This window comes from Martinezella sp. CNPSo 3957 (genome assembly GCF_057784395.1).
This window is the reverse complement of sequence record NZ_JBXSOU010000002.1, coordinates 426402-446738: the sequence shown is the minus strand read 5'-3', so window position 1 is coordinate 446738 and position 20337 is coordinate 426402. Positions and strand designations below refer to the sequence as shown.

Genomic DNA, 20337 nt, shown 5'->3' with positions numbered 1-20337 from the left:
CTGAAAATTTTTTGAAAATTTTCCGCCTTGCGTTGAGAAATCGCAAACGACGCAAATAAGATATAAAACGTCTTTCAGGGACACGATATTTGAGCACCATTCAAATCCGCTTGGGCGGCAAAGCTTTGAGGAAGCCATGTGATGGACGTTTTACAGCCACGAATGGCAGAAAATAGGCTAATTCAGGCGCTTAATTAAGCTTCTCCAAGAGACACGATAACGTCCATCAGCCGACTGGCTGTTGATTTCTTCATCCAAATCCTTACGCTGCCTGATGTCGATGCAAAGAATGCCCGGCCGCGATAAAGTTCAGCGGTCGCAAAAAGACCAAATGCACGACGGCAGCAAAGGGGACCGTACGGGCGTCGTCAGCGGCGTATGAACGGTTGCAATTGGACCGCGCTGACAGGGGATCGACAGAAATCGAACACATTAGGGTCGATTTCCGCAACGTAACGAAAAATTGGGAGACGATATCAATGAAGAAGCTTCTCGCTTCAGCCATCTTCGCATTCGGCGCCTATGCTTTGGCTGGCTCGGCGCACGCGGCGGATTGCGGCAGTGTATCCATTGCTGAAATGAACTGGGCATCCGCAGGCGTTGCCGCGCAGGTCGACAAGATCATCCTGCAGAACGGTTACGGCTGCAATGTCACCCTGGTGACCGGCGATACACAGCCGACCTTTGCCTCCATGAACGAAAAAGGTCAGCCTGACGTCGCACCAGAACTTTGGGTCAACGCCGTGCGCACCGCGCTCGACAAGGCCGTATCTGAGGGCCGCCTGATCGTGGCCGCACCGCTTCTGAGCGACGGCGGCGTCGAAGGCTGGTGGATTCCGAAGTTCCTCGCAGACGCCCATCCGGACATCAAGACCGTTCAGGACGCCCTCAAGCATCCCGAACTTTTCCCTGCCCCCGAAGATCCGTCCAAGGGTGCCGTCTATGACTGCCCAGCAGGTTGGAACTGCCAGATCTCCACGACCAACCTCTACAAGGCTCTTGGCGCCGACAAGCTCGGCTTTACCCTTGTCGATACCGGCTCCGCCGCAGGTCTCGACGGTTCGATCGCCAATGCCTTCGAAAAGAAGACCGGCTGGCTCGGCTACTATTGGGCTCCGACAGCCATCCTCGGCAAGTACGAGATGGTTCGCCTGAGCTTCAACGTGCCGCATGACAAGAAGGATTGGGATGCCTGCACATCGCAGCAGGATTGCGCCAATCCGAAGGTGAACTCCTATCCGGTTTCGGACGTCTATACCGTCGTGACCAAGGACTTTGCCGCAAAGGCCGGCGTCGCCATGGACTACATGAAGACCCGCAAGTGGGATAACGCCACGGTCGGCAAGGTTCTCGCCTGGATGACCGACAATCAGGGTACGAACGAGGACGGCGCCAAGTACTTCCTCAAGACCTACCCCGATATGTGGACCAAGTGGGTCGCTCCGGACGTCGCCACCAAGATCAAGGCTTCGCTCTGATCCATGTTGCTGAATCGGCGGCGGTCTCGTGCCTGCCGCCGATTTCATATTCGCACAGAACAACCCAAACGACGCTCATACCGACAGTGCGGCAAGGCGCAAGGTCGCAACGAGTGCAGATTGATGGTGGCGAATATAGTAAGAATGCAAGGGCAGCCTGAAGAACCGGTCGCAGCGCTGCAAGCCATCCACACGTGAAGGCCACACGGGCGGAGCGGAACAAAACCGGACCAAGAAGGGGAAATACATGGCTATTCAGTGTACGATCCTGCCGAATGTGCTCTGCAACTTTCCGGCAATAGATGAATCGCTCATACGCCTCGCACGCAAGAATATCGACGACGGCTTCAGGGCGTCCGTACGCGCCTATGGCACTCTCATCGATGCCATCGTGCAACCGCTGCAATGGTTTCTGAACTATCTTGAATGGGCATTTACCAATACGCCCTGGTTCATCGTGCTCATCGTGATGATGCTCGTCGTCTATGCAGCAAGCCGCAACCTGAAAATTGTTGCCGGCACAGCAATCTCCATGATCCTCATCGGCGTCTGCGGCCTCTGGACCGACACGATGATCACGCTCGCGATGGTAACGGTCTGTACGCTGATCGCCATCGTCATCGGCCTGCCGATCGGCATATTGATGGCGCGCTCAGACCGGCTGCAGTCGATCGTCAATCCGATCCTCGATGTCATGCAGACCATGCCGAGCTTCGTTTATCTGATCCCGGTCGTCGTCATCTTCGGCATTGGTAAGGTGCCCGGTCTTATCGCCGTCGTCATCTATGCCGTCCCACCGATGATCCGCCTGACCAATCTCGGCATCCGCCTCGTGGACAAGGAAGTGCTGGAAGCGGCCGACGCTTTCGGGTCGTCGCATCGCCAGAAGCTGTTCAACGTGCAGATCCCGCTCGCACTGCCCACCATCATGGCCGGCATCAACCAGACCATCATGATGTCGCTCGCCATGGTCGTCGTCGCCTCGATGGTCGGCGTCGGCGGGCTCGGCCGAAATACGCTGCAGGCGATCAACAACCAGTTTTTCACCGTTGGTTTCCTCAACGGCTTCGCGCTGGTCGCCATCGCCATCATTTTCGACCGTACGAGCCAGGCCTATGGCAGACGGCTCCAGAAGCACTCGGAGGTCATCCATGGCTAGTCACGCGATCCAGATAAAGAGCCTCTACAAGATCTTCGGCCCGCGCGGACGCGACTATGTAGATCAGGTGAAGAGCGGTTTGGGCAAAGCCGAGCTCAATGAAACGCATGGTCATGTACTCGGTCTGCAGGACATCAATATCGACATGCCGGCCGGCGCGATCACCGTCGTCATGGGCCTCTCCGGCTCCGGCAAATCGACGCTGATCCGCCATATCAACCGCCTGATCGAGCCGACGGTCGGCGAAGTGCTCTATGACGGCGTTGACGTCTGCAAGATGAACGAAAACGACCTGCGCGAATTCCGCCGCCACAAGACGGCAATGGTGTTCCAGAAATTCGCGCTTCTGCCGCACCGCACCGTGATCGAGAACACGATCTACGGCTTGGATATCCAGGGCGTGCCGCGCTCCGAAAGCGAAAAGAAGGGCCAGTACTGGATCGAGCGCGTCGGGCTGAAGGGCTTTGAGAGGCACTATCCGAACCAGCTTTCCGGCGGCATGCAGCAGCGTGTCGGCCTTGCCCGGGCGCTGACGAACGATGCCGACATCCTGCTGATGGACGAAGCCTATTCGGCGCTCGATCCGCTGATCCGCGTGGATATGCAGACGGTGCTGCTCGATCTGCAGAAGGAATTGAAGAAGACCGTCGTCTTCATCACCCACGATCTCGACGAGGCCCTGCGCCTTGGCGACAAGATCGCGATCCTGCGCGACGGTAAGGTTGTTCAGCAAGGAACCGGTCAGGAGATCGTGCTGCAACCTGCCGACGACTATATCACGGCCTTCGTGAAAGAAGTGAACCGCGGCCGCGTCATCCAGGCCCAGACAATCATGAAGCCGCTTGCCGGCGAGCCGGGCGGCGCGCGCGTGCCTGGCGACATGACGCTGGAAGTCGCCGCCAAGCAGATCATCGAGGCGGGCCAGACAGGAGCCGTCGTCACGGATGCGAGCGGCAAGCCTATCGGCACGATCGATCTGCAAGGCATCATCGCCGCCATGGTCACGCCCACGACACACGACACGGCAGAAATGGCAGCAGCCTGACGGCGAGATTTTCATCTCACGTGACAAAGCGCCCTTACCGGGGCGCTTTTTCTGTCTTGTTGCCGCGTCAACATATTGGGGCAGCCATCTTGTCGTTGTGTTCACATAAAGAAATGTTTATATCTGCATTTGACACTCTTTAGAGCCGCCGCATCCGAGGACACACTATGACCGTCGCCACCAATCCCTTGACCGATCTGCTTGCCGAAAAAGGCGTACTGCTTGCCGACGGCGCAACCGGCACGAACCTCTTTGCCATGGGCCTGGAAGCCGGCGAAGCGCCCGAACTCTGGAACGAACAGCATCCCGACCGGATCACGAAGCTGCATCAGGATTTCGTCGATGCCGGCGCCGACATCATCCTCACCAACACTTTCGGCGGCACGCGCCATCGCCTCAAGCTTCATCATGCTCAGGATCGCGTGCACAGTCTCAACAAGACGGCAGCCGAGATCGCCCGTGCCGTTGCCGACAAAGCCGACCGCAAGGTCATCGTCGGCGGCTCAGTAGGGCCGACGGGCGAGTTGCTGATGCCGCTCGGCGCCTTGACCTATGAAGACGCCGTCGCAGCCTTCGTCGAGCAGATGGAAGGCCTTCAGGCCGGCGGTGCCGATGTTGCCTGGATCGAAACCATGTCTTCGCCGGACGAGATCCGCGCCGCTGCCGAAGCCGCTGCCAAGGTCGGCTTGCCCTATACATATACCGGCTCGTTCGACACGGCCGGCAAGACGATGATGGGCCTACACCCGAAGGATATTCATGCCGTCGCCACCGATATCGGTGCAGGGCCGCTCGCGGTCGGCGCCAATTGCGGCGTCGGCGCCTCGGATATCCTGTCCAGCCTCCTCGACATGACCGAGGCAGACCCGGCCGCCATCGTTATCGTCAAGGGTAATTGCGGCATTCCCGAATATCGTGGCGCAGAGATCCATTATTCCGGCACACCACCGCTGATGGCCGACTATGCACGCCTTGCCCGCGATGCCGGAGCCAAGATCATCGGCGGCTGCTGCGGCACCTCCTGCGACCACCTTGCCGCCATGCGGGAGGCGCTGGACAGCTACGTGCCTGGCGCTCGCCCGACGCTGGAGACGATCATCGAGCGGATTGGCCCCATGCGCAACAAGACGGCCAACGAAGGCGGCGCCGCTCCGGCGCGTGAGCGTCGCAGACGCTCCTAAGCAATCTAAGGAAAGCCCGACAACCGAGCTTCCCCCTGCGAAGCGGGTATTTTCGCCTTGAGCCTTGGTCGGCACTGCCGGCAGTTACGCGCTGAACATCGGCGCGTAACGGGCGATCGCCTATCTTTCACCGCCAATAGCGCGGCCTTCGGTGAAATGCGGAACAATCCTGCTGTCGAAGGCCTTCAAGGCAGCGCCGATGGCTTGGTGCATGTCGAGATATCGGTAGGTGCCGAGCCGCCCGCCGAAATGGACATTCGCCTCCGCCTCGGCCCGCTCGCGATAGCGCAGGAAGATCTCCTTGTCCTGACGCGTGTCGATTGGATAATAGGGTTCATCGACACGCTTCGCCGATCGTGAATATTCCCGCACAACGACCGTCTTTTCGGTCTGGTAGCTTCGCTCGGGATTGAAATGGCGAAACTCGAGGATACGCGTGTAGGGGATTGTTTTATCGGCATAATTCATGACCGCCATCCCCTGAAAGTCGCCGGTGTTCAGCGTCTCCTTCTCAAAGTCGATGGTGCGCCAGCCCAACTCGCCTTCGGAATAATCGAAATAGCGGTCGATCGGGCCGGTATAGACGATCGGAAGCCCGGCCGGCAGCGTTGATTTCAGCGAGAAGAAATCGACGCCCAGGGCAATACGGATCTTCGGATGCTTCAGCATCCTCTCGAAAATCGCCGTATACCCGTCGACCGGCAGGCCCTCATACTTGTCGTTGAAATAGCGATTGTCGAAGGTGTAGCGGACCGGCAGGCGCGTAATGATGTGTTCGGGCAGGTCACGCGGATCCGTTTGCCACTGCTTGGCCGTATAGCCGCGGATAAACGCCTCATACAAGGGCCGGCCGATCAGAGAAATCGCCTTCTCTTCCAGATTGGCCGGATGCCGGCCGGCCATTTCCGCCGCCTGATCGGCAATCAGTGCCCTCGCCTGATCGGGCGAAAGGCGCCGGTTGAAGAATTGCGAGATCGTGCCGAGGTTGATCGGCATCGAATAGACCTGATCGCGATAGGTCGAATAGACACGATGCTTATAGTCGGTGAATGCGGTGAACCTGTTGAGATAGGTCCAGACCAGTTCGTTCGGCGTATGAAAGAGATGCGCGCCGTAGCGGTGAATCTCGATGCCGGTCTCGCTGTCGAACTCGCTATAGGCGTTGCCGCCGATATGGCTCCGGCGGTCGATCAGAAGCACATTCTTCTGCAGCTCGTTGGCCACTCGCTCCGCGATCGTCGCGCCATAAAAGCCGGCGCCGACCACGAGCAAGTCAACATCGGCGAAATTGATCATGATCGCGAGACCAACCTTCTTGCCGCCAACTTTCGATCAGACCTGCCCGAATACACTGAAGACCTCCAATTCGAACTTTGTCTCTTCGACGGCAATAGAGCGCCGATAGACACCGAAATCCTCGAATCTCTCCGGGAAATTCTGGATCACGTCATCGATCGCTCTTGAAATCTCGTGCGTTCGTTGGGGATGATTGCCAAACTTGTATTTGGCCGGAATGGGCAAATCCTCAAAATTGTTGGCCGAGCCGTTCCGACCGGTGATCACACAGCATCCGAGCAGCGCCGCTTCGCGCGGCATGCGGTCCTTGCCGGCATGCGGACCGAAGTCGACGTAAACCTTGGCCTGCGCCATGTTTTGATGGACTTCCGTCGGCGACATGCCGCTCAGGATCTTGAATTCATATTGCGGAGACATGGTCGCCAGTTGGCGTCCGAAAGCCTCGGCCTTGTTGTTGAACAGAACCAGATCGCGCCGCTGCTGAATCGGCTGTGGCGCCACGTTGTTTGCCAGTGTCGTAAAATCCGAGATCCGCAAGACATCGCTGAAGCCCAAAATACTGAGCTGTGCCGTGGCATAGGAGGATTGCGACAGCATCTTGCAGTCGTTCTCCAGAAGGAACGGTACGCCGCCCAGCGGCATCAGATGCCGCATGCCGTAATCGAAACTGAGCCACCAATAGGCTTTAGTCGCCTTCTTGAAGAGTGGAATCAGATGCGGCCATATCTCCGGAAACACCACGATCGCGTTTTCGTTGTCGATGATATAGTCTGAGCTTTCGGTCGCGTAGGCCCGATATTGCGGATGAACGGCATTCTCGTATTCCCGAAATACCATTGTGGTTTCCCCATCAGGGGACGGCATCAGGGAGTGATCGGAACCGTTGGTATAGACCATCCTGGCACTGCGCCCGATTTTGGTCAGCCTTGCGCAAAGTTGGTGAAGGGCTTCCGGGCCTCCCGTCATATGATTCGGTGGGCAGAGGATGTAGATCGTTTCATTTCCAGTCATAGTCGCAGTCCGCCTTCACATGTCGTTTGCCGATCCACCCGCCACAGGCGCCCGGTTCGCTGCCCAAATGCTCTAAAAAAACCTAGCCGCCCCTCGCCATCAAAGCGGAAAGAATAGTCGCCTGCTGGCGCTCGCACATGAGGCTGAAGCCGCGGCTCGCAATTGCCGACCGTCTCTCATCGTCGCGAACGAGCTCGATGCAGGTTTCGACAAGCCGATCATAATTGCAAAACGCCATTCCCTCAGCAAAAGCGGCCACTTCCGGGTCATGGATATTGCCCTCGCTGACGACACAAGCGCCATTGGCAAGCAGGAAGGAAACGCGACAAATCTCAAAGATCGCGGCGTCGAAATGATGCACGTTGAGGACGATTTTAGAGCGCCCAATGTAGGCGTCGCGCTCGGTGCCGTAGACGCCGAACAGGTGAACGAGGTTCAGCCCGTTTGTTTGCAGCGCCACCAGCACATTCTTGCGGCGCTCGTTGACCGAGCCGTAAAAGAGAACGTCGATATCCTTCACCGGCGCCCGGGGCACACGCGTCAGGTGCCTGTTGTATCCCACATCGAGAATTTCGGCGGGAACGCCGAACCTGGCCAGTCCCTGGCGATTGCGCTCGCTGTAATCGAGCACGGCGAATTTCTTGAGCAGTCCGAGATATCGATGATTGATCCAGCTGCTTTCAGCCGAGACCTGCTCCATATTGACGATGATGCTCTCGGGTGGCAGCCATTGCGCTGCGACCGACGGCAGCAAATTTGCGCCGTAGACGATCGGCACCCGTCCGTTCCAATCTCGCGGATTGGTAACCAGAGGCGCACTGCCGCCGAGTTCGGCAAAGGCGTAGTGAAGACCGAGGGCAACATCCTCGAAAGCGCGGCTATGAACGTAGCCCTCCGGGCTGACGATCCAAATGCAGTGCCGATCCTTGTGATGCTCCCAACCGAAAGGAAAGGCTGGCAGGGCGTGTTCCGCGCCATGCGATGCGACAGTCTGTTTCTCCGCTTGCGCGTGCATGTTGATCCTTCTCGAAGACTCGCTGGAACCCCTCGCTTGAAAACTGCGCGATGGGCCTTGCTCAAACCTTGCGAGACCGAGAGCCGGTGGAGAGCTTCGTGAAGGCGTTCTTGTCTATATATGGAGCTGCCCTAGCCTGGCAGCATCTCCGTCACTGCGATGATCGGACCGAGCGGAAACAGGCTGTCGCGCCTTTGCCATTCCGGTATGTCGACGCTGGAAATGCTGCCGTCGAGAAATAATGCATTCGGACAGTTCAGATCGTCACGAAACAGCGTCGCAAAATCGTGGAAGCGCACAGGGCCATCGGAAATCGCGAACATGACGAGCCCATCGATAGTGACTCCGACACCGTTTCTGGTCTTGAGACTCGTGCTGTCGGCCAGAAACGACGGATGCAGCTTTCCATCGATGACGAGCATCGGGCCGGACTGTGTCGCATAGAATGGCCTGGCGCCGGAAGCAGCGAAAGCCTTGCTCTCCACGATCCCGGCCCTGCCTCTATCAACATAGAAAACACCGTTCGGCAAGAGATGGAAATTGCCCCAGCCCTTGTTGGTGTTGATCGCCTTCACCTCGCGTCCGTTTTCGATGAAGAGACCGACAGGAGATTGATCGTCGAGATACATGCCGCCGTTCATCGCAAAGCGCACATAGACGCGCTCCTGGCGCAGATCCATTTCCAGCGCCCGGAACGAGCCGTAAGGCTTACCGTTGTGATCATTCTGGAAAATCTGGACGTCGTAATGGGCGGGATCGAAGGTGCAAACTGTGTAGCCGTCGCCGAGATGCTGAACCTTGCGGCAGGCCTCACCGGCCGAGGCGGTCGCGGCAAAGGCAAAAACGGCAAGGATGAGCATCAATCGAATCAAGCGCATAGCTCTGCATCAATAGCACAAGCGCTAGAACGCATCGCAATGCGGCGAAACAAGGAGTACGCGGGAACCTAAAGCTGGAGTGCCGCCATATGGAATGCAAGCTGCTCGGCGGGATAACGATAGCCGGCCCCGATCGGGCAGGCGTTGCGTGCGAGACAGCCGCCGACCATGCAGTCGGCCTGCCCTTCCCGCGTGCGCAAATGCGAGCGACAGCTTGGAACATCAAAGCCCGCTGTCGTTACGGCCGCTACCGGACAGGCAGGGACACAGGGCTTGTCGACGCATACATCGCATGGATGCTGAGGAAATGCCGGCGCGAAGTCATTTTCAATGGCATCTGCAAATCCCAACGCGCCACGATAGCCGTGCCACAAGCCATAAACGGGATGGATCAGTATATCGAGCGGCGATGCCTTCAAGCCTTCGGCCTGCATGGCCCATCGCTGAAACGGCTGCCAAGGCGGATCTGAAGGAAAATAAGCCGTAGCCCCCAAGCTGCTTGCGACTGGTCGGATGACTGTCTTCGACCAGTCGTCGAGCGGGTCGGACCGCGCAGCGTTCTCAGGCAATTGCCGCCACTGCGAGAACGATGTCCAGATCGAGCCGCCGATATTGCCAAGTAGGATCACGCTTCGCGCCGTCGCGCCATCGGCCAATAGCGGCCCCTCGTCATCGCCGAAGGACACTATACCTCGAACGAAAACTCCGTCGACGCCGAGCGCCGCACGGAGCTGTTCGAGTATGAGAGGGCCGCGGCTCACCGTGGCCCCTTATATTCATAGTGCGGCCGCCAGACTTCCTTCTGGATGAGGTCGGCAACGCGCGTCGCACCGCCTTGCTCCCTGGCGGCCTCGGGCTCTCTTCAGGTGAAGGCGTCGGGCATGGAATCCTTGCGCTTCTGGATATAGGCCAGAAGAGCCTCGTCGATGGCCGGATCGAGCGGCGGCGCTTCGTAGTGATCGAGCCAGGAGCGGCAAAGGGCATTGGCGCGCTGCTCGATGCGCTTCTGGCCCTCGATCTCCCACTGCTCGAAGGAATTGTTGTCTGCGAGCGCCGAGCGATAGAAAGCGGACTGGAAGTTGGCCTGCGTATGGGCACAGCCGAGATAATGACTACCCGGGCCGACTTCGCGGATGGCATCGAGCGCCTGGCCATTCTCCGAGAGATCGACGCCCTCGGCCATCTTCTGCATCATGCCGAGCTGATCCTGGTCGATCATGAACTTCTCGTAGGAGGAAACGAGACCGCCTTCGAGCCAGCCGGCCGCATGCAGCACGAAATTCGTGCCAGCCAGCAGCGTCATGTTCAATGTGTTCGCGGATTCATGCGCCGCCTGTGCATCCGGCACCTTCGATCCGCAGAGCGAACCGCCGGTACGGAACGGCAGACCGAGACGCCGGGCAAGCTGTGCCGCGCCGTAGGACACGAGCGACGGCTCCGGCGTGCCGAAGGTCGGCGCACCCGACTGCATCGAGATCGAGGCGGCAAAGGTGCCGTAAAGCACCGGCGAACCCTTGCGGATCAGCTGCGTGAAGGAAGCTCCAGCCAGCACTTCGGCGAGAATCTGCGTCAGCGTGCCTGCAACAGTGACAGGGCTCATTGCGCCCGAGAGAATGAAGGGCGAAACGACCGAAGCCTGGTTGTGCCGCGCATAGACTTTCAGAGCGCCGAGCATGGTCTCGTCGAACACCATCGGCGAGTTGGCATTGATGAGGTTCAGCGTCACGCAATTGTTTTCAACAAAATCGTCTCCGAATACGATCTTCGCCATGGCGATCGTATCTTCAGCACGCTCCGGTGCGGTCACCGATCCCATGAACGGCTTGTCGGAATATTTGATATGGCTATAGACCATATCGAGATGGCGCTTGTTGACCGGGATATCGACAGGCTCGCAGACCGTGCCGCCTGACGAATGCATCGACGGCGCCATATAGGCGAGCTTCACGAAATTGCGGAAATCCTCGATCGTCGCATAGCGGCGGTTGCCCTCGAGATCGCGGACGAAGGGCGGGCCATAGACCGGCGCGAAAATCGTCGCCTTGCCGCCGACATGGGCGTTGCGCGCGCTGTTGCGGGCATGCCAGGTAAATTCCTTCGGCGCGGTCTTCAGAAGCTCGCGACAAAGTCCCTTCGGAAAGTGCACGCGCTGCCCGCGCACGTCGGCACCGGCCTCCTTCCAGAGCGCCAGCGCTTCCGCGTCATCGCGAAATTCGATGCCGATTTCTTCCAGAACCGTATCGGCATTGCGTTCGATGAGCTGCAGGCCCTCTTCGTCAAGCACTTCGTAGACGCCGATCTTACGGGTGATATAGGGGAGCGAAGGACCCGGCCCCCCGCCGCTGCGCGAAGCACGCCGGGCTGCCGCACCCCTGCCCTCGCTGCGCGAACGCCGTCCACCGCCATCATTGCCTGCAGCCGGTTGCTCAATCATATCGTCCATGATGTTTCCTCACTCCTGCGCATGGATGCGTCTATCAGGCCCCATGCTACCCGATTCCGCCAAGCGGACGTTCCTTAATGCGCCAGCAATTAGCATAGGACAGACATGGGCTGCTAATATCAACTGTTCTTCGTCCGTCGCGATTGTTCCGTGCGACGTCGCATTCAAAAAGAGTTTTGGCGGCCTTCCGGTCTATCCGTAATGGCGGCAGTGTTTTATACAAGTCTCTGATGCATTGCACGAAAACGGGATGGAGCGCATGTCTGACGACGAAATCATTCTCTCGGAACTTTCTGACGAAGAGCTCGTGCAGCAGATGCATGACGACCTATATGACGGCTTGAAGGAAGAAATCGAGGAAGCCACCAATATCCTCCTCGAGCGTGGCTGGGCGCCTTATGATATTCTGACCCAAGCACTGGTCGAAGGCATGCGCATCGTCGGCATCGACTTCCGCGACGGCATTCTCTTCGTTCCGGAAGTTCTGCTGTCCGCCAATGCGATGAAGGCTGGCATGTTTATCCTGCGTCCGCTTCTGGCGCAGACCGGCGCGCCGAAGCTCGGCAAAATGGTGATCGGCACCGTCAAAGGCGACATTCACGACATCGGCAAGAACCTTGTCGGCATGATGATGGAAGGCGCAGGCTTCGACGTCATCGACCTCGGCATCAACAACCCGGTCGAAAACTATCTCGACGCCATCGAGCGCGAACAGCCCGACATTCTCGGCATGTCGGCCCTGCTGACCACGACGATGCCCTACATGAAGGTTGTCATCGATACTCTGAAGGAAAAGGGCCTGCGCGATGACTACGTCGTGCTGGTCGGCGGTGCGCCGCTGAATGAGGAATTCGGCAAGGCCGTAGGCGCCGATGCGTATTGCCGCGACGCCGCCGTGGCGGTCGAAACCGCCAAGGAATTCATGAAGCGCAAGCACAACAGCCTGGCTGCCGGCGCCTGATGCAAGAAACTGATGGCCGGCGATAACCAATGGGTTGCCGCCGGCGCATTGGCATCCCAAATTAATTATTGAGCAGCCTTCTTGACGGTATGACCAGCGTCCTCCGTCGCGTGGACCGCGTTTGCAGTATCTCTGCCCACGCCGCGTATGGTATTGGCGCAGGAAGCAAGTACCATGAGAACGGCGCAGGCCGCTGCAATTTTCGTGAGTGTCGATGCAGTCATGATTGGGAACCCCCTCTGAGTGGATATCGATCAAAAAAATGCGGAGAAGAACCCTCCGGGCGATAAACGTATAACAAAGCAAAAGGTTCATGTGATCGCGTGCGGCGCAATCGCGCGCGAAATACTGGCGCTTACCCGAATAAACGGGCTCGATCACATCGATCTCCACTGTCTTCCCGCAATCTATCACTCCTATCCCCAGAAGATCGCACCAGCCCTGGAAGAAGCGATTGCCGATGCCCGCTCTCGCGGCTTCGAAAAGATCTTCATCGGCTATGCCGATTGCGGCACTGGTGGCGCTATCGACAGGATTTGCGAGCGCGAGAGAATAGAGCGCCTGTCCGGACCGCATTGTTATTCCTTCTTTACCGGCAACGAGGCCTTCGCGGCGCGTGACGATGATATCACCTCGTTCTTCCTCACCGACTTCCTGGCCCGCCAGTTCGAAGCCTTCGTCATCGTCCCGCTGGGTTTGGACCGTCATCCCGAATTGCGCGATATGTATTTCGGCAACTACCGCAAGGTGGTCTATCTCTCGCAGGAAGAGGATCCCGCACTGCAGGCAAAGGCGAAGGAAGCCGCCGCCTATCTCGGGCTGGACTACGAATATCGCTACACCGGGTACGGCGATCTTGCCCGCGAATTACTGACCGTCTGATTACGACACCTACGTCGCTTTTCTGTCTTCCTCCTCTTTGCCTGGGCCGACATGCTGGACGACGGAAAAACATTCAATCACAGTTCGAACCCGGCCGTTTCAAAGGATAAAGCGCCTTGGCGATACTTCCAGACGAGGTTTTCATGTCGCGTCGCTTTTCGGCATGTGCCGCGTCGTGGCGAGCGCAGTCCCGAGGTCGGCCGGCGTGCATTCTGGCGTGAAGAGGAGATTTGTGCATGGCAGATCGCATTGTCGTCTACTGGCGGGACATTCCGGCCCAGGTGATCATCAAAAAGGGCAGGCAGACGGCAAAACGCGAGCTTTCGTTGCGCTTTACCGAAGCAATAGACATGTGCGCCATGCGCACCGGTGCAGCCGAAACCGACGACTATCTCGCCGAATGGCGTAAGGCGGATCCCGTGCCGGTATCGGACGAACTCGAAGCCGAGGCGGACAAGGCGGCGAGCGAGCTTGAGGCAGCTTATGATCGCGAGCGGCTGGTGGCTCTGGTAAAATCCGGAGGCCGCGATAATGGCTGACGCCGTTCAGAAGCCCGGCAATGCCGCCGCGGGCGCAAAAGCGGCCAGCGGTGCCTATACGCCTGCGGGAGTTTCGCCCAACCGCCGCGCCCGGCGCAAATACACGGTCCGTCTCTGGGCGGTGCGTCACTCACGTTTCTTGGAATGGTTCTATCGTCGCTTCGCCGACGCCTTCCTCCTGCTTCATCCGCTGTGGAAGGCATTCGGCTATGACCGCGTGGAGCGCCCGATCACCTTCATCGAACGCAATGTGAAGGGCTTCCTGTTCGATTGCCGCATGTGCGGCCAATGCGCGCTATCATCGACAGGCATGTCCTGTCCGATGAACTGTCCCAAGCAGCTGCGCAATGGCCCCTGTGGCGGCGTGCGCGCCAACGGCAATTGCGAAGTGGAGCCCGACATGCCCTGCGTCTGGGTGCAGGCCTGGAACGGCTCGAGGAACATGACGCACGGCGACGCGATCCTCAACGTGCAGAAGCCCGTGAACCAGTCGCTGCGCGAAACATCTTCGTGGCTTCGCGTCACGGCTGAGGCCGCGGCAGCCCGTGAAACGGCGAAAAAGGAAGCCTGAGCGATGTCGCATATCGATGAAAACCCGCTTGGCGTCCATCTGCCGCTCGATCCCCTGCCCGGCCACTCTTCGCTCGGGCGGCTGGAACGCGTGCTTCGCCGCGGCGAGTTCGCCGTGACAGCCGAATTGAACCCGCCCGACAGCGCCAATGCCGAAGACGTTTACGAGCGCGCGGCCATCTTCGAGGGCTGGGTCGATGGCATCAACGCCGTCGACGCTTCGGGTGCCAACTGCCATATGTCCTCGGTCGGGATTTGCGCGCTTCTGACACGCATGGGCTATGCGCCCATCATGCAGATCGCCTGCCGCGACAAGAACCGCATCGCCATCCAGGGCGACGTGCTGGGCGCTGCCGCCATGGGCGTTTGCAACATCATGTGCCTGACCGGTGACGGTGTACAAGCCGGCGATCAGCCCGGCGCCAAGCCGGTCTTCGATCTCGATTGCATGTCGCTGCTCGAAACCGTGCGCATCATGCGCGACAACGCGAAATTCCTCTCCGGTCGCAAGCTGACCTCGCCGCCGAAGGTCTTTCTGGGCGCCGCCATCAATCCCTTCGCACCGCCTTATGATTTCCGGCCCTACCGGCTGGCGAAGAAGATCGAGGCCGGGGCACAGTTCGTCCAGAGCCAGTATTGCTACGACGTGCCGATGTTCCGCGAATACATGAAGAAGGTGCGCGACCTCGGCCTCACCGAAAAATGCTTCATTCTCGTCGGCGTCGGCCCGCTCGCATCGGCAAAGACGGCGCGCTGGATGCGCTCCAACGTACCGGGCGTCCACATTCCCGATGAAATCATCAAACGCATTGAAGGTGCGCAGGATCAGAAAAAGGAAGGCAAGCAGCTCTGCATCGACATCATCAACGAGGTGAAGGAGATCGAGGGCGTTTCCGGCATCCACGTCATGGCCTACCGCCAGGAGGAATATGTCGCCGAAATGGTGCATGATTCCGGCGTTCTGAAGGGCCGTCAGCCGTGGAAGCGCGAGGCAAGCCGCAGCGACGCCCTGGTTGCCGAGCGCCTGCACCAGATCAGCGAAGGCCGGGAAGAAAACCAGCAGGCGATGGCGGAAATTGCAGCCCACCATACGCCGCCGCAGACGCATTGAGTTCGATAGATAGAGGCGGGCCAGGAGAGGAACCGGCCGGCTTGTAACCCAGATCACCGCACGATAGACCAGCTATCGGGCCAACTGACCAGAGGATCCGACATGACGCGTACCATCGTTGCCTCCGCCACCCGCGAGATCATCATAGGCTTCGACCAGCCTTTCTGCGTGATCGGCGAGCGCATCAACCCGACGGGGCGCAAGAAGCTCGCTGCCGAGATGATCGAAGGCAATTTCGACACCGTCATCAAGGACGCTCTGGAGCAGGTCGCCGCCGGTGCGACCATGCTCGACGTCAATGCGGGCGTCACTTCGGTCAACCCGAACGAGACCGAACCGGGTCTCCTGGTGCAGACGCTGGAGATCGTGCAGGGTCTGGTCGACGTACCACTCTCGATCGACAGCTCGGTCACGGCAGCAATCGAAGCCGCACTCAAGGTTGCCAAGGGCCGGCCACTGGTCAACTCGGTGACGGGCGAAGAGGAAAAGCTCGAAGCCATCCTGCCGCTGGTCAAGAAATACGATGTGCCCGTCGTCGCCATCTCGAACGATGAGACAGGCATTTCCATGGATCCGGATGTACGCTTCGCCGTCGCCAAGAAGATCGTCGAGCGCGCCATGGATCACGGCATCAAGCCGCATGATATCGTCGTCGATCCGCTCGTCATGCCGATCGGAGCGCTCGGTGACGCCGGCCGTCAGGTCTTCGCGCTGCTGCATCGCCTGCGCAACGAGCTGAAGGTCAACACCACCTGCGGGCTTTCCAACATTTCGTTCGGCCTGCCGCATCGCCACGGCATCAATGCCGGTTTCATCCCAATGGTCATCGGCGCGGGCATGACCTCGGCAATCATGAACCCTTGCCGTCCGCAGGAGATGGAAGCCGTACGCGCCGCCAACGTGCTGAACGGCACGGACGCCAATTGCACCAACTGGATCATGACCTATCGTGATTATAAGCCTGCCGAAGGCGGCGTCGCAGCCGCCGCAGCAACAGCGGCACCAGCCGCCGGCGGCGGACGCCGCGGCGGTCGTGCAGCGCGCGCCGGTGCAGGAGCAGCGAGGGAATAAGATGTCATCCGGTCGCGGCCTTTCCAATGATCTTGCCACGCTCTGGCTACAGGCACCTGTCGTGATCGCGATCAGGCTGCAGCAGATGTGGATGGACGCGCTGACCGGCAATGTGAATGCCGCCGAAATGAACCGGATGGTTTCCGAAAAGATGATGGCTGCGGCGGAAAGCGCCGTTGCCGTCAACACAGCAATGGTGCAACAGGGTCTCGCGGCTCTGACGGCCGCAGGCGCGGCAAGCCAGCGCAGCATGGCCGATGCGGTCGCTCACGCCGCGATAAAACCCTATAGCAGGCGTGTTCGCTCGAACGTGCGCCGCCTTAGCAAATAGAAAGGCTGATCCGTGGCCGAAGCCAGCGACAGCGCCAAACCTCTCGTCCTTTTCATGCCATCCGGCAAGCGCGGCCACTTCCCCGTGGGAACACCTGTGCTGGAGGCCGCTCGCCAGCTCGGTGTCTATGTCGAAAGCGTCTGCGGCGGCCGCGCGACCTGCGGGCGTTGCCAGGTGTCGGTGCAGGAAGGCAATTTCGCCAAGCACAAGATCGTCTCGGCCAATGATCATCTTTCACCGATCGGGCCGAAGGAAAAGCGCTATGCCGAGGTGCGCGACCTGCCTGAAGGCCGCCGGCTCTCTTGCTCCGCCTTGATTCAGGGCGATCTCGTCATCGACGTACCGCAGGATACGGTCATCAACGCACAAGTCGTGCGCAAGGCAGCCGACGAGCGCGTGATTGCCCGCGATCCGGCCGTGCACATGTGCTACGTCGAGGTCGAGGAGCCCGATATGCACAAGCCGCTTGGCGATCTCGACCGCCTGAAGGCGGCAATCGCGGCCGACTGGAAATACGACAATCTCGAGGTGGATTTCCACCTCATCCCGCAGGTGCAGTCGATCCTGCGCAAGGGCGAATGGAAGGTGACGGCCGCCATTCATCGTGATCAGGACAGCGAGCGCCCTCGCCTCATCGCGCTCTACCCCGGCTTGAAGAACGAAGCTTACGGCATTGCCTGCGATATCGGTTCGACGACGATTGCCATGCATCTATCGTCGCTGCTGTCGGGCAGAACCGTTGCTTCGGCCGGCGCCTCCAACCCGCAGATCCGCTTCGGCGAGGATCTGATGAGCCGCGTTTCCTATGTGATGATGAACCCGGACGGCCGCGCGGCGATGACCAACGCCGTCCGCGAAGCCTTGAACGGCTTGATCGACAAGGTCTGTGCCGATGGCGGCGTGTCGCGCCAGGATATTTTGAACGCCGTCTTCGTCGGCAATCCGATCATGCACCACCTCTTCCTCGGCATCGACCCGACCGAACTCGGCGGCGCCCCCTTCGCGCTCGCCGTATCAGGGGCGGTGCATCTGAAATCGGCCGAAATCGGCCTGCCGATGAACACAGGCACCCGCATCTATATGCTGCCTTGCATCGCCGGTCATGTCGGCGCTGATGCGGCTGCCGCGACACTTGCCGAAGGGCCGCATCGTCAGGATGAAATGATGCTGCTGGTCGATATCGGCACCAATGCGGAAATCGTGCTCGGCAACCGCCACCGCGTCGTCGCCGCCTCCTCGCCGACCGGCCCCGCCTTCGAAGGTGCCGAGATTTCCAGCGGTCAGCGCGCCGCTCCCGGCGCGATCGAACGCGTGCGCATTGATCCCGCCACCCTGGAGCCGCGCTATCGCGTCATCGGCATCGAACAGTGGTCGGACGAGCCGGGCTTCGAGGAAGCCGCAGCTAAAGTCGGTGTCACCGGCATCTGCGGCTCGGCCATCATCGAGGTCGTCGCCGAAATGTTCCTGACCGGCATCATTTCGGAAGATGGCGTCGTCGATGGCGCAATGGCCGCACGCTCGCCGCGCATCCTTCAGAATGGCCGAACCTATTCCTATCTGCTGCGAGACGGCGAACCGCGTATCACGGTCACCCAGAACGATATCCGCGCCATCCAGCTTGCCAAGGCAGCGCTCTATGCCGGCGTCAAGCTGCTGATGGACAAGCAGGGCATCGATCATGTCGACCGCATCGGCCTTGCCGGCGCCTTCGGCACTTTCATCGATCCTAAATATGCGATGGTGCTGGGGCTCATTCCCGACTGCGAACTCGACAAGGTCAAGGCCGTCGGCAATGCCGCCGGCACCGGCGCGCGCATGGCGCTGCTCAACCGCGGCCATCGCCGCGAGATCGAGGAAACCGTCAGGAAAATCGAGAAGATAGAGACGGCGCTTGAATCAAAATTTCAAGAGCATTTCGTCTACGCCATGGCGCTACCGAACAAGGTCGACAGCTTCCCGGAACTGTCCAAGGTCGTGACATTGCCGGAGCGTAAGCAGATCTCCGACGATGGCGGAGACGGCGGCGGTCGCAGGCGTCGCCGCAGCCGCGAGTAAGAAAGCAATTCGTCCAAGAGATGGTTGGCCGCGATTCACGCGGCCATTTTGCGCCCGATCTCGACGAAGGCCTGGCGAATGCTGTCTGCCACCGCTTTCATCGGTCCGGTCATCTGCGATGCCGTCAGCAGACGAATGTCGAAGGACGTCAGTTCCGGTAGCCCCTCGTTCGGCCCGAGGATTTCCATATCATCGGTGATGTAGGAGCGCGGGAATGGCGCGACGGCAAGATCGGAGACGATCGCGGCGCGCTGCGCCATCGTATGCGCGCTGAGATAGGAAACGCGATAAGCACGCTTCTGCCGCTCTAGCTGCGACATCGCTTCCGACCGCCAGATGCAGCCCTCTTCCCAGATCGAGATCGGCAGCGGATCGCGGCGATAGGCGGTACCGCACTTGGCGCCGGCCCAGACGAGACGCTCCGTGTAGATGACCTCACCCTCGGTCGGGAAAGGACGCGTCGCGCAATTGATCAGCGCGAGGTCCAGCCGCTGTTCCTCGATGCGCTTCTTGAGCTGGATGCTCATATCGACGACGACATCGACCATGATGCCTGGATAAGTTTCCGAAAAACTCTTCAGGATGGTCGGCAGCAGGCGCTCGCCTATATCGTCAGGCGCGCCAAGCCGTACCACCCCGCTGAGTTCTGGCATGATGAAGCGCGACACCGCCTCATTGGAGAGCGCCAGAATATTGCGCGCATAGGAAAGCAGCATCTCCCCATGCTGCGTCAGGCTCACCGAGCGCGCGTCGCGCAGGAATAGCGTGACGCCGAGCTGCTCCTCCAGCTTCTTGATCTGCATCGAAACGGCGGATGGCGTGCGAAAAACAGCATCGGCCGCGGTCGAAAAATTCCCCGTTTCGGCAATCGCGACAAAGGTACGCAGAACTTCATTGTCAAGCAACGGTATGGGCCGGCGGAACGGTACGGTCATATCGGTTACCTTTCAATTTTTCTGATCCTAAGCACCATATCATTTCATTTGTCTGAATGTCAACGAAGCACCATATTAGACGTAATGGAAATTCAGACAGCCTCAAAGGAGTAAAATCATGGCTGGCATGGTATCAGACGAAGCCTCACGGCTTTTCTCTCTTTTACGCCTCCGCAAGATTCAGCGGATGGCACAGCACACCCTCGACGAGATTGCCACCCGCTTTCCCGCTCATCTGATCGATGACGTCAATGCACGCGGCCTCCCGCCGGATCGCACATTGTCGGCGCTGGAGCGGAAACCCGGCAAATTGCGTTCGTTCAATAATACTAATGGCAGCTATAAGATCTATTCGTTTGATTGATGGATCTGGCAG

Annotated in this window: 21 protein-coding genes; 13 read left to right on the top strand and 8 right to left on the bottom strand. The window is 59.3% G+C overall.

The window, feature by feature from the left end; translation table 11 throughout:
• Positions 1-479 precede the first annotated feature (479 nt).
• The 4 genes from AC13QE_RS07350 to bmt all read left to right on the top strand — a co-directional run bounded on the left by AC13QE_RS07350 (position 480) and on the right by bmt (position 4863).
• Positions 480-1478 carry an ABC transporter substrate-binding protein gene (locus AC13QE_RS07350; RefSeq protein WP_132716893.1) on the top strand — a complete coding sequence of 333 codons (999 nt, stop codon included), beginning with the start codon at positions 480-482 and terminating at the stop codon, positions 1476-1478.
• Between the two features lie 247 nt (positions 1479-1725).
• Positions 1726-2637, top strand: a complete 912-nt coding sequence (locus AC13QE_RS07345) for an ABC transporter permease (RefSeq protein WP_112334613.1) — start codon at positions 1726-1728, stop codon at positions 2635-2637.
• Positions 2630-3682 carry a quaternary amine ABC transporter ATP-binding protein gene (locus AC13QE_RS07340; RefSeq protein ID WP_488483183.1) on the top strand — a complete coding sequence of 351 codons (1053 nt, stop codon included), beginning with the start codon at positions 2630-2632 and terminating at the stop codon, positions 3680-3682. The genes AC13QE_RS07345 and AC13QE_RS07340 overlap by 8 nt, the downstream gene beginning before the upstream one ends.
• A 167-nt stretch (positions 3683-3849) precedes the next feature.
• Complete coding sequence (gene bmt / locus AC13QE_RS07335) at positions 3850-4863, top strand: betaine--homocysteine S-methyltransferase (protein ID WP_488483182.1); 1014 nt, start codon at positions 3850-3852, stop codon at positions 4861-4863.
• Positions 4864-4983: 120 nt separating this feature from the next.
• Here the strand turns inward: bmt and glf are convergent, their stop codons facing one another.
• The 6 genes from glf to AC13QE_RS07305 form a co-directional block, all read right to left on the bottom strand.
• On the bottom strand, positions 4984-6159 hold the full coding sequence (glf, locus tag AC13QE_RS07330; protein WP_488483181.1) for a UDP-galactopyranose mutase: 1176 nt from the start codon (positions 6157-6159) through the stop codon (positions 4984-4986).
• Positions 6160-6195: 36 nt separating this feature from the next.
• On the bottom strand, positions 6196-6996 hold the full coding sequence (locus tag AC13QE_RS07325) for a hypothetical protein (protein ID WP_488483180.1): 801 nt from the start codon (positions 6994-6996) through the stop codon (positions 6196-6198).
• Positions 6997-7252: 256 nt separating this feature from the next.
• Positions 7253-8185, bottom strand: coding sequence for a CgeB family protein (locus tag AC13QE_RS07320; RefSeq protein WP_488483179.1), 933 nt, complete (start codon positions 8183-8185; stop codon positions 7253-7255).
• A gap of 131 nt (positions 8186-8316) precedes the next feature.
• Positions 8317-9063, bottom strand: a complete 747-nt coding sequence (locus AC13QE_RS07315; protein WP_488483178.1) for a phosphodiester glycosidase family protein — start codon at positions 9061-9063, stop codon at positions 8317-8319.
• 68 nt (positions 9064-9131) lie between these two features.
• Entirely contained in the window at positions 9132-9824 is a 693-nt protein-coding gene (locus tag AC13QE_RS07310; protein ID WP_488483177.1) for a ferredoxin, read from the bottom strand.
• Positions 9825-9925: 101 nt separating this feature from the next.
• Positions 9926-11506 (bottom strand): trimethylamine methyltransferase family protein, encoded by a 1581-nt coding sequence (locus tag AC13QE_RS07305; RefSeq protein WP_488483176.1) that lies wholly within the window; start codon positions 11504-11506, stop codon positions 9926-9928.
• Positions 11507-11765: 259 nt separating this feature from the next.
• On the opposite strand from AC13QE_RS07305, the gene AC13QE_RS07300 reads away from it, so the two are divergent.
• Positions 11766-12467 (top strand): corrinoid protein, encoded by a 702-nt coding sequence (locus AC13QE_RS07300; RefSeq protein ID WP_112334822.1) that lies wholly within the window; start codon positions 11766-11768, stop codon positions 12465-12467.
• Between the two features lie 65 nt (positions 12468-12532).
• On the opposite strand, the gene AC13QE_RS07295 is transcribed toward AC13QE_RS07300, so the two are convergent.
• Complete coding sequence (locus tag AC13QE_RS07295) at positions 12533-12691, bottom strand: entericidin domain-containing protein (RefSeq protein WP_112334606.1); 159 nt, start codon at positions 12689-12691, stop codon at positions 12533-12535.
• A gap of 19 nt (positions 12692-12710) precedes the next feature.
• Here AC13QE_RS07295 and AC13QE_RS07290 point away from each other — a divergent pair, with 19 nt between their 5' ends.
• The 7 genes from AC13QE_RS07290 (at position 12711) to AC13QE_RS07260 (ending at position 19026) form a co-directional block, all read left to right on the top strand.
• A complete protein-coding gene (locus tag AC13QE_RS07290) occupies positions 12711-13349 on the top strand; it encodes a DUF1638 domain-containing protein (RefSeq protein WP_488483175.1) in 639 nt (212 codons plus the stop codon).
• A 236-nt stretch (positions 13350-13585) separates the two neighbouring features.
• On the top strand, positions 13586-13888 hold the full coding sequence (locus AC13QE_RS07285; RefSeq protein ID WP_132716901.1) for a virulence factor: 303 nt from the start codon (positions 13586-13588) through the stop codon (positions 13886-13888).
• Positions 13881-14459, top strand: coding sequence for a methylenetetrahydrofolate reductase C-terminal domain-containing protein (locus AC13QE_RS07280; protein WP_112334604.1), 579 nt, complete (start codon positions 13881-13883; stop codon positions 14457-14459). Before AC13QE_RS07285 ends, AC13QE_RS07280 begins: the two co-directional genes overlap by 8 nt.
• A 3-nt stretch (positions 14460-14462) precedes the next feature.
• Entirely contained in the window at positions 14463-15569 is a 1107-nt protein-coding gene (locus AC13QE_RS07275) for a methylenetetrahydrofolate reductase (protein WP_015340225.1), read from the top strand.
• Between the two features lie 102 nt (positions 15570-15671).
• Complete coding sequence (locus tag AC13QE_RS07270; RefSeq protein ID WP_015340226.1) at positions 15672-16640, top strand: methyltetrahydrofolate cobalamin methyltransferase; 969 nt, start codon at positions 15672-15674, stop codon at positions 16638-16640.
• A gap of 1 nt (position 16641) precedes the next feature.
• Complete coding sequence (locus AC13QE_RS07265; RefSeq protein ID WP_488483174.1) at positions 16642-16971, top strand: hypothetical protein; 330 nt, start codon at positions 16642-16644, stop codon at positions 16969-16971.
• A gap of 54 nt (positions 16972-17025) precedes the next feature.
• Positions 17026-19026 carry an ASKHA domain-containing protein gene (locus tag AC13QE_RS07260; RefSeq protein WP_488483338.1) on the top strand — a complete coding sequence of 667 codons (2001 nt, stop codon included), beginning with the start codon at positions 17026-17028 and terminating at the stop codon, positions 19024-19026.
• A 35-nt stretch (positions 19027-19061) separates the two neighbouring features.
• Here the strand turns inward: AC13QE_RS07260 and AC13QE_RS07255 are convergent, their stop codons facing one another.
• Complete coding sequence (locus tag AC13QE_RS07255) at positions 19062-19961, bottom strand: LysR family transcriptional regulator (RefSeq protein ID WP_132716903.1); 900 nt, start codon at positions 19959-19961, stop codon at positions 19062-19064.
• A 118-nt stretch (positions 19962-20079) separates the two neighbouring features.
• On the opposite strand from AC13QE_RS07255, the gene AC13QE_RS07250 reads away from it, so the two are divergent.
• Entirely contained in the window at positions 20080-20325 is a 246-nt protein-coding gene (locus AC13QE_RS07250) for a hypothetical protein (RefSeq protein WP_015340230.1), read from the top strand.
• Positions 20326-20337 lie beyond the last annotated feature (12 nt).

Bases quoted from the DNA above. Each gene is read 5' to 3' on its own strand.
- AC13QE_RS07350 (WP_132716893.1), top strand. From the start codon at position 480: ATGAAGAAGCTTCTCGCTTCAGCCATCTTCGCATTCGGCGCCTATGCT.
- AC13QE_RS07345 (WP_112334613.1), top strand. From the start codon at position 1,726: ATGGCTATTCAGTGTACGATCCTGCCGAATGTGCTCTGCAACTTTCCG.
- AC13QE_RS07340 (WP_488483183.1), top strand. From the start codon at position 2,630: ATGGCTAGTCACGCGATCCAGATAAAGAGCCTCTACAAGATCTTCGGC.
- bmt (WP_488483182.1), top strand. From the start codon at position 3,850: ATGACCGTCGCCACCAATCCCTTGACCGATCTGCTTGCCGAAAAAGGC.
- glf (WP_488483181.1), bottom strand. From the start codon at position 6,159: ATGATCAATTTCGCCGATGTTGACTTGCTCGTGGTCGGCGCCGGCTTT.
- AC13QE_RS07325 (WP_488483180.1), bottom strand. From the start codon at position 6,996: ATGGTATTTCGGGAATACGAGAATGCCGTTCATCCGCAATATCGGGCC.
- AC13QE_RS07320 (WP_488483179.1), bottom strand. From the start codon at position 8,185: ATGCACGCGCAAGCGGAGAAACAGACTGTCGCATCGCATGGCGCGGAA.
- AC13QE_RS07315 (WP_488483178.1), bottom strand. From the start codon at position 9,063: ATGCGCTTGATTCGATTGATGCTCATCCTTGCCGTTTTTGCCTTTGCC.
- AC13QE_RS07305 (WP_488483176.1), bottom strand. From the start codon at position 11,506: ATGGACGATATGATTGAGCAACCGGCTGCAGGCAATGATGGCGGTGGA.
- AC13QE_RS07300 (WP_112334822.1), top strand. From the start codon at position 11,766: ATGTCTGACGACGAAATCATTCTCTCGGAACTTTCTGACGAAGAGCTC.
- AC13QE_RS07295 (WP_112334606.1), bottom strand. From the start codon at position 12,691: ATGACTGCATCGACACTCACGAAAATTGCAGCGGCCTGCGCCGTTCTC.
- AC13QE_RS07285 (WP_132716901.1), top strand. From the start codon at position 13,586: ATGGCAGATCGCATTGTCGTCTACTGGCGGGACATTCCGGCCCAGGTG.
- AC13QE_RS07280 (WP_112334604.1), top strand. From the start codon at position 13,881: ATGGCTGACGCCGTTCAGAAGCCCGGCAATGCCGCCGCGGGCGCAAAA.
- AC13QE_RS07275 (WP_015340225.1), top strand. From the start codon at position 14,463: ATGTCGCATATCGATGAAAACCCGCTTGGCGTCCATCTGCCGCTCGAT.
- AC13QE_RS07270 (WP_015340226.1), top strand. From the start codon at position 15,672: ATGACGCGTACCATCGTTGCCTCCGCCACCCGCGAGATCATCATAGGC.
- AC13QE_RS07265 (WP_488483174.1), top strand. From the start codon at position 16,642: ATGTCATCCGGTCGCGGCCTTTCCAATGATCTTGCCACGCTCTGGCTA.
- AC13QE_RS07260 (WP_488483338.1), top strand. From the start codon at position 17,026: ATGCCATCCGGCAAGCGCGGCCACTTCCCCGTGGGAACACCTGTGCTG.
- AC13QE_RS07255 (WP_132716903.1), bottom strand. From the start codon at position 19,961: ATGACCGTACCGTTCCGCCGGCCCATACCGTTGCTTGACAATGAAGTT.
- AC13QE_RS07250 (WP_015340230.1), top strand. From the start codon at position 20,080: ATGGCTGGCATGGTATCAGACGAAGCCTCACGGCTTTTCTCTCTTTTA.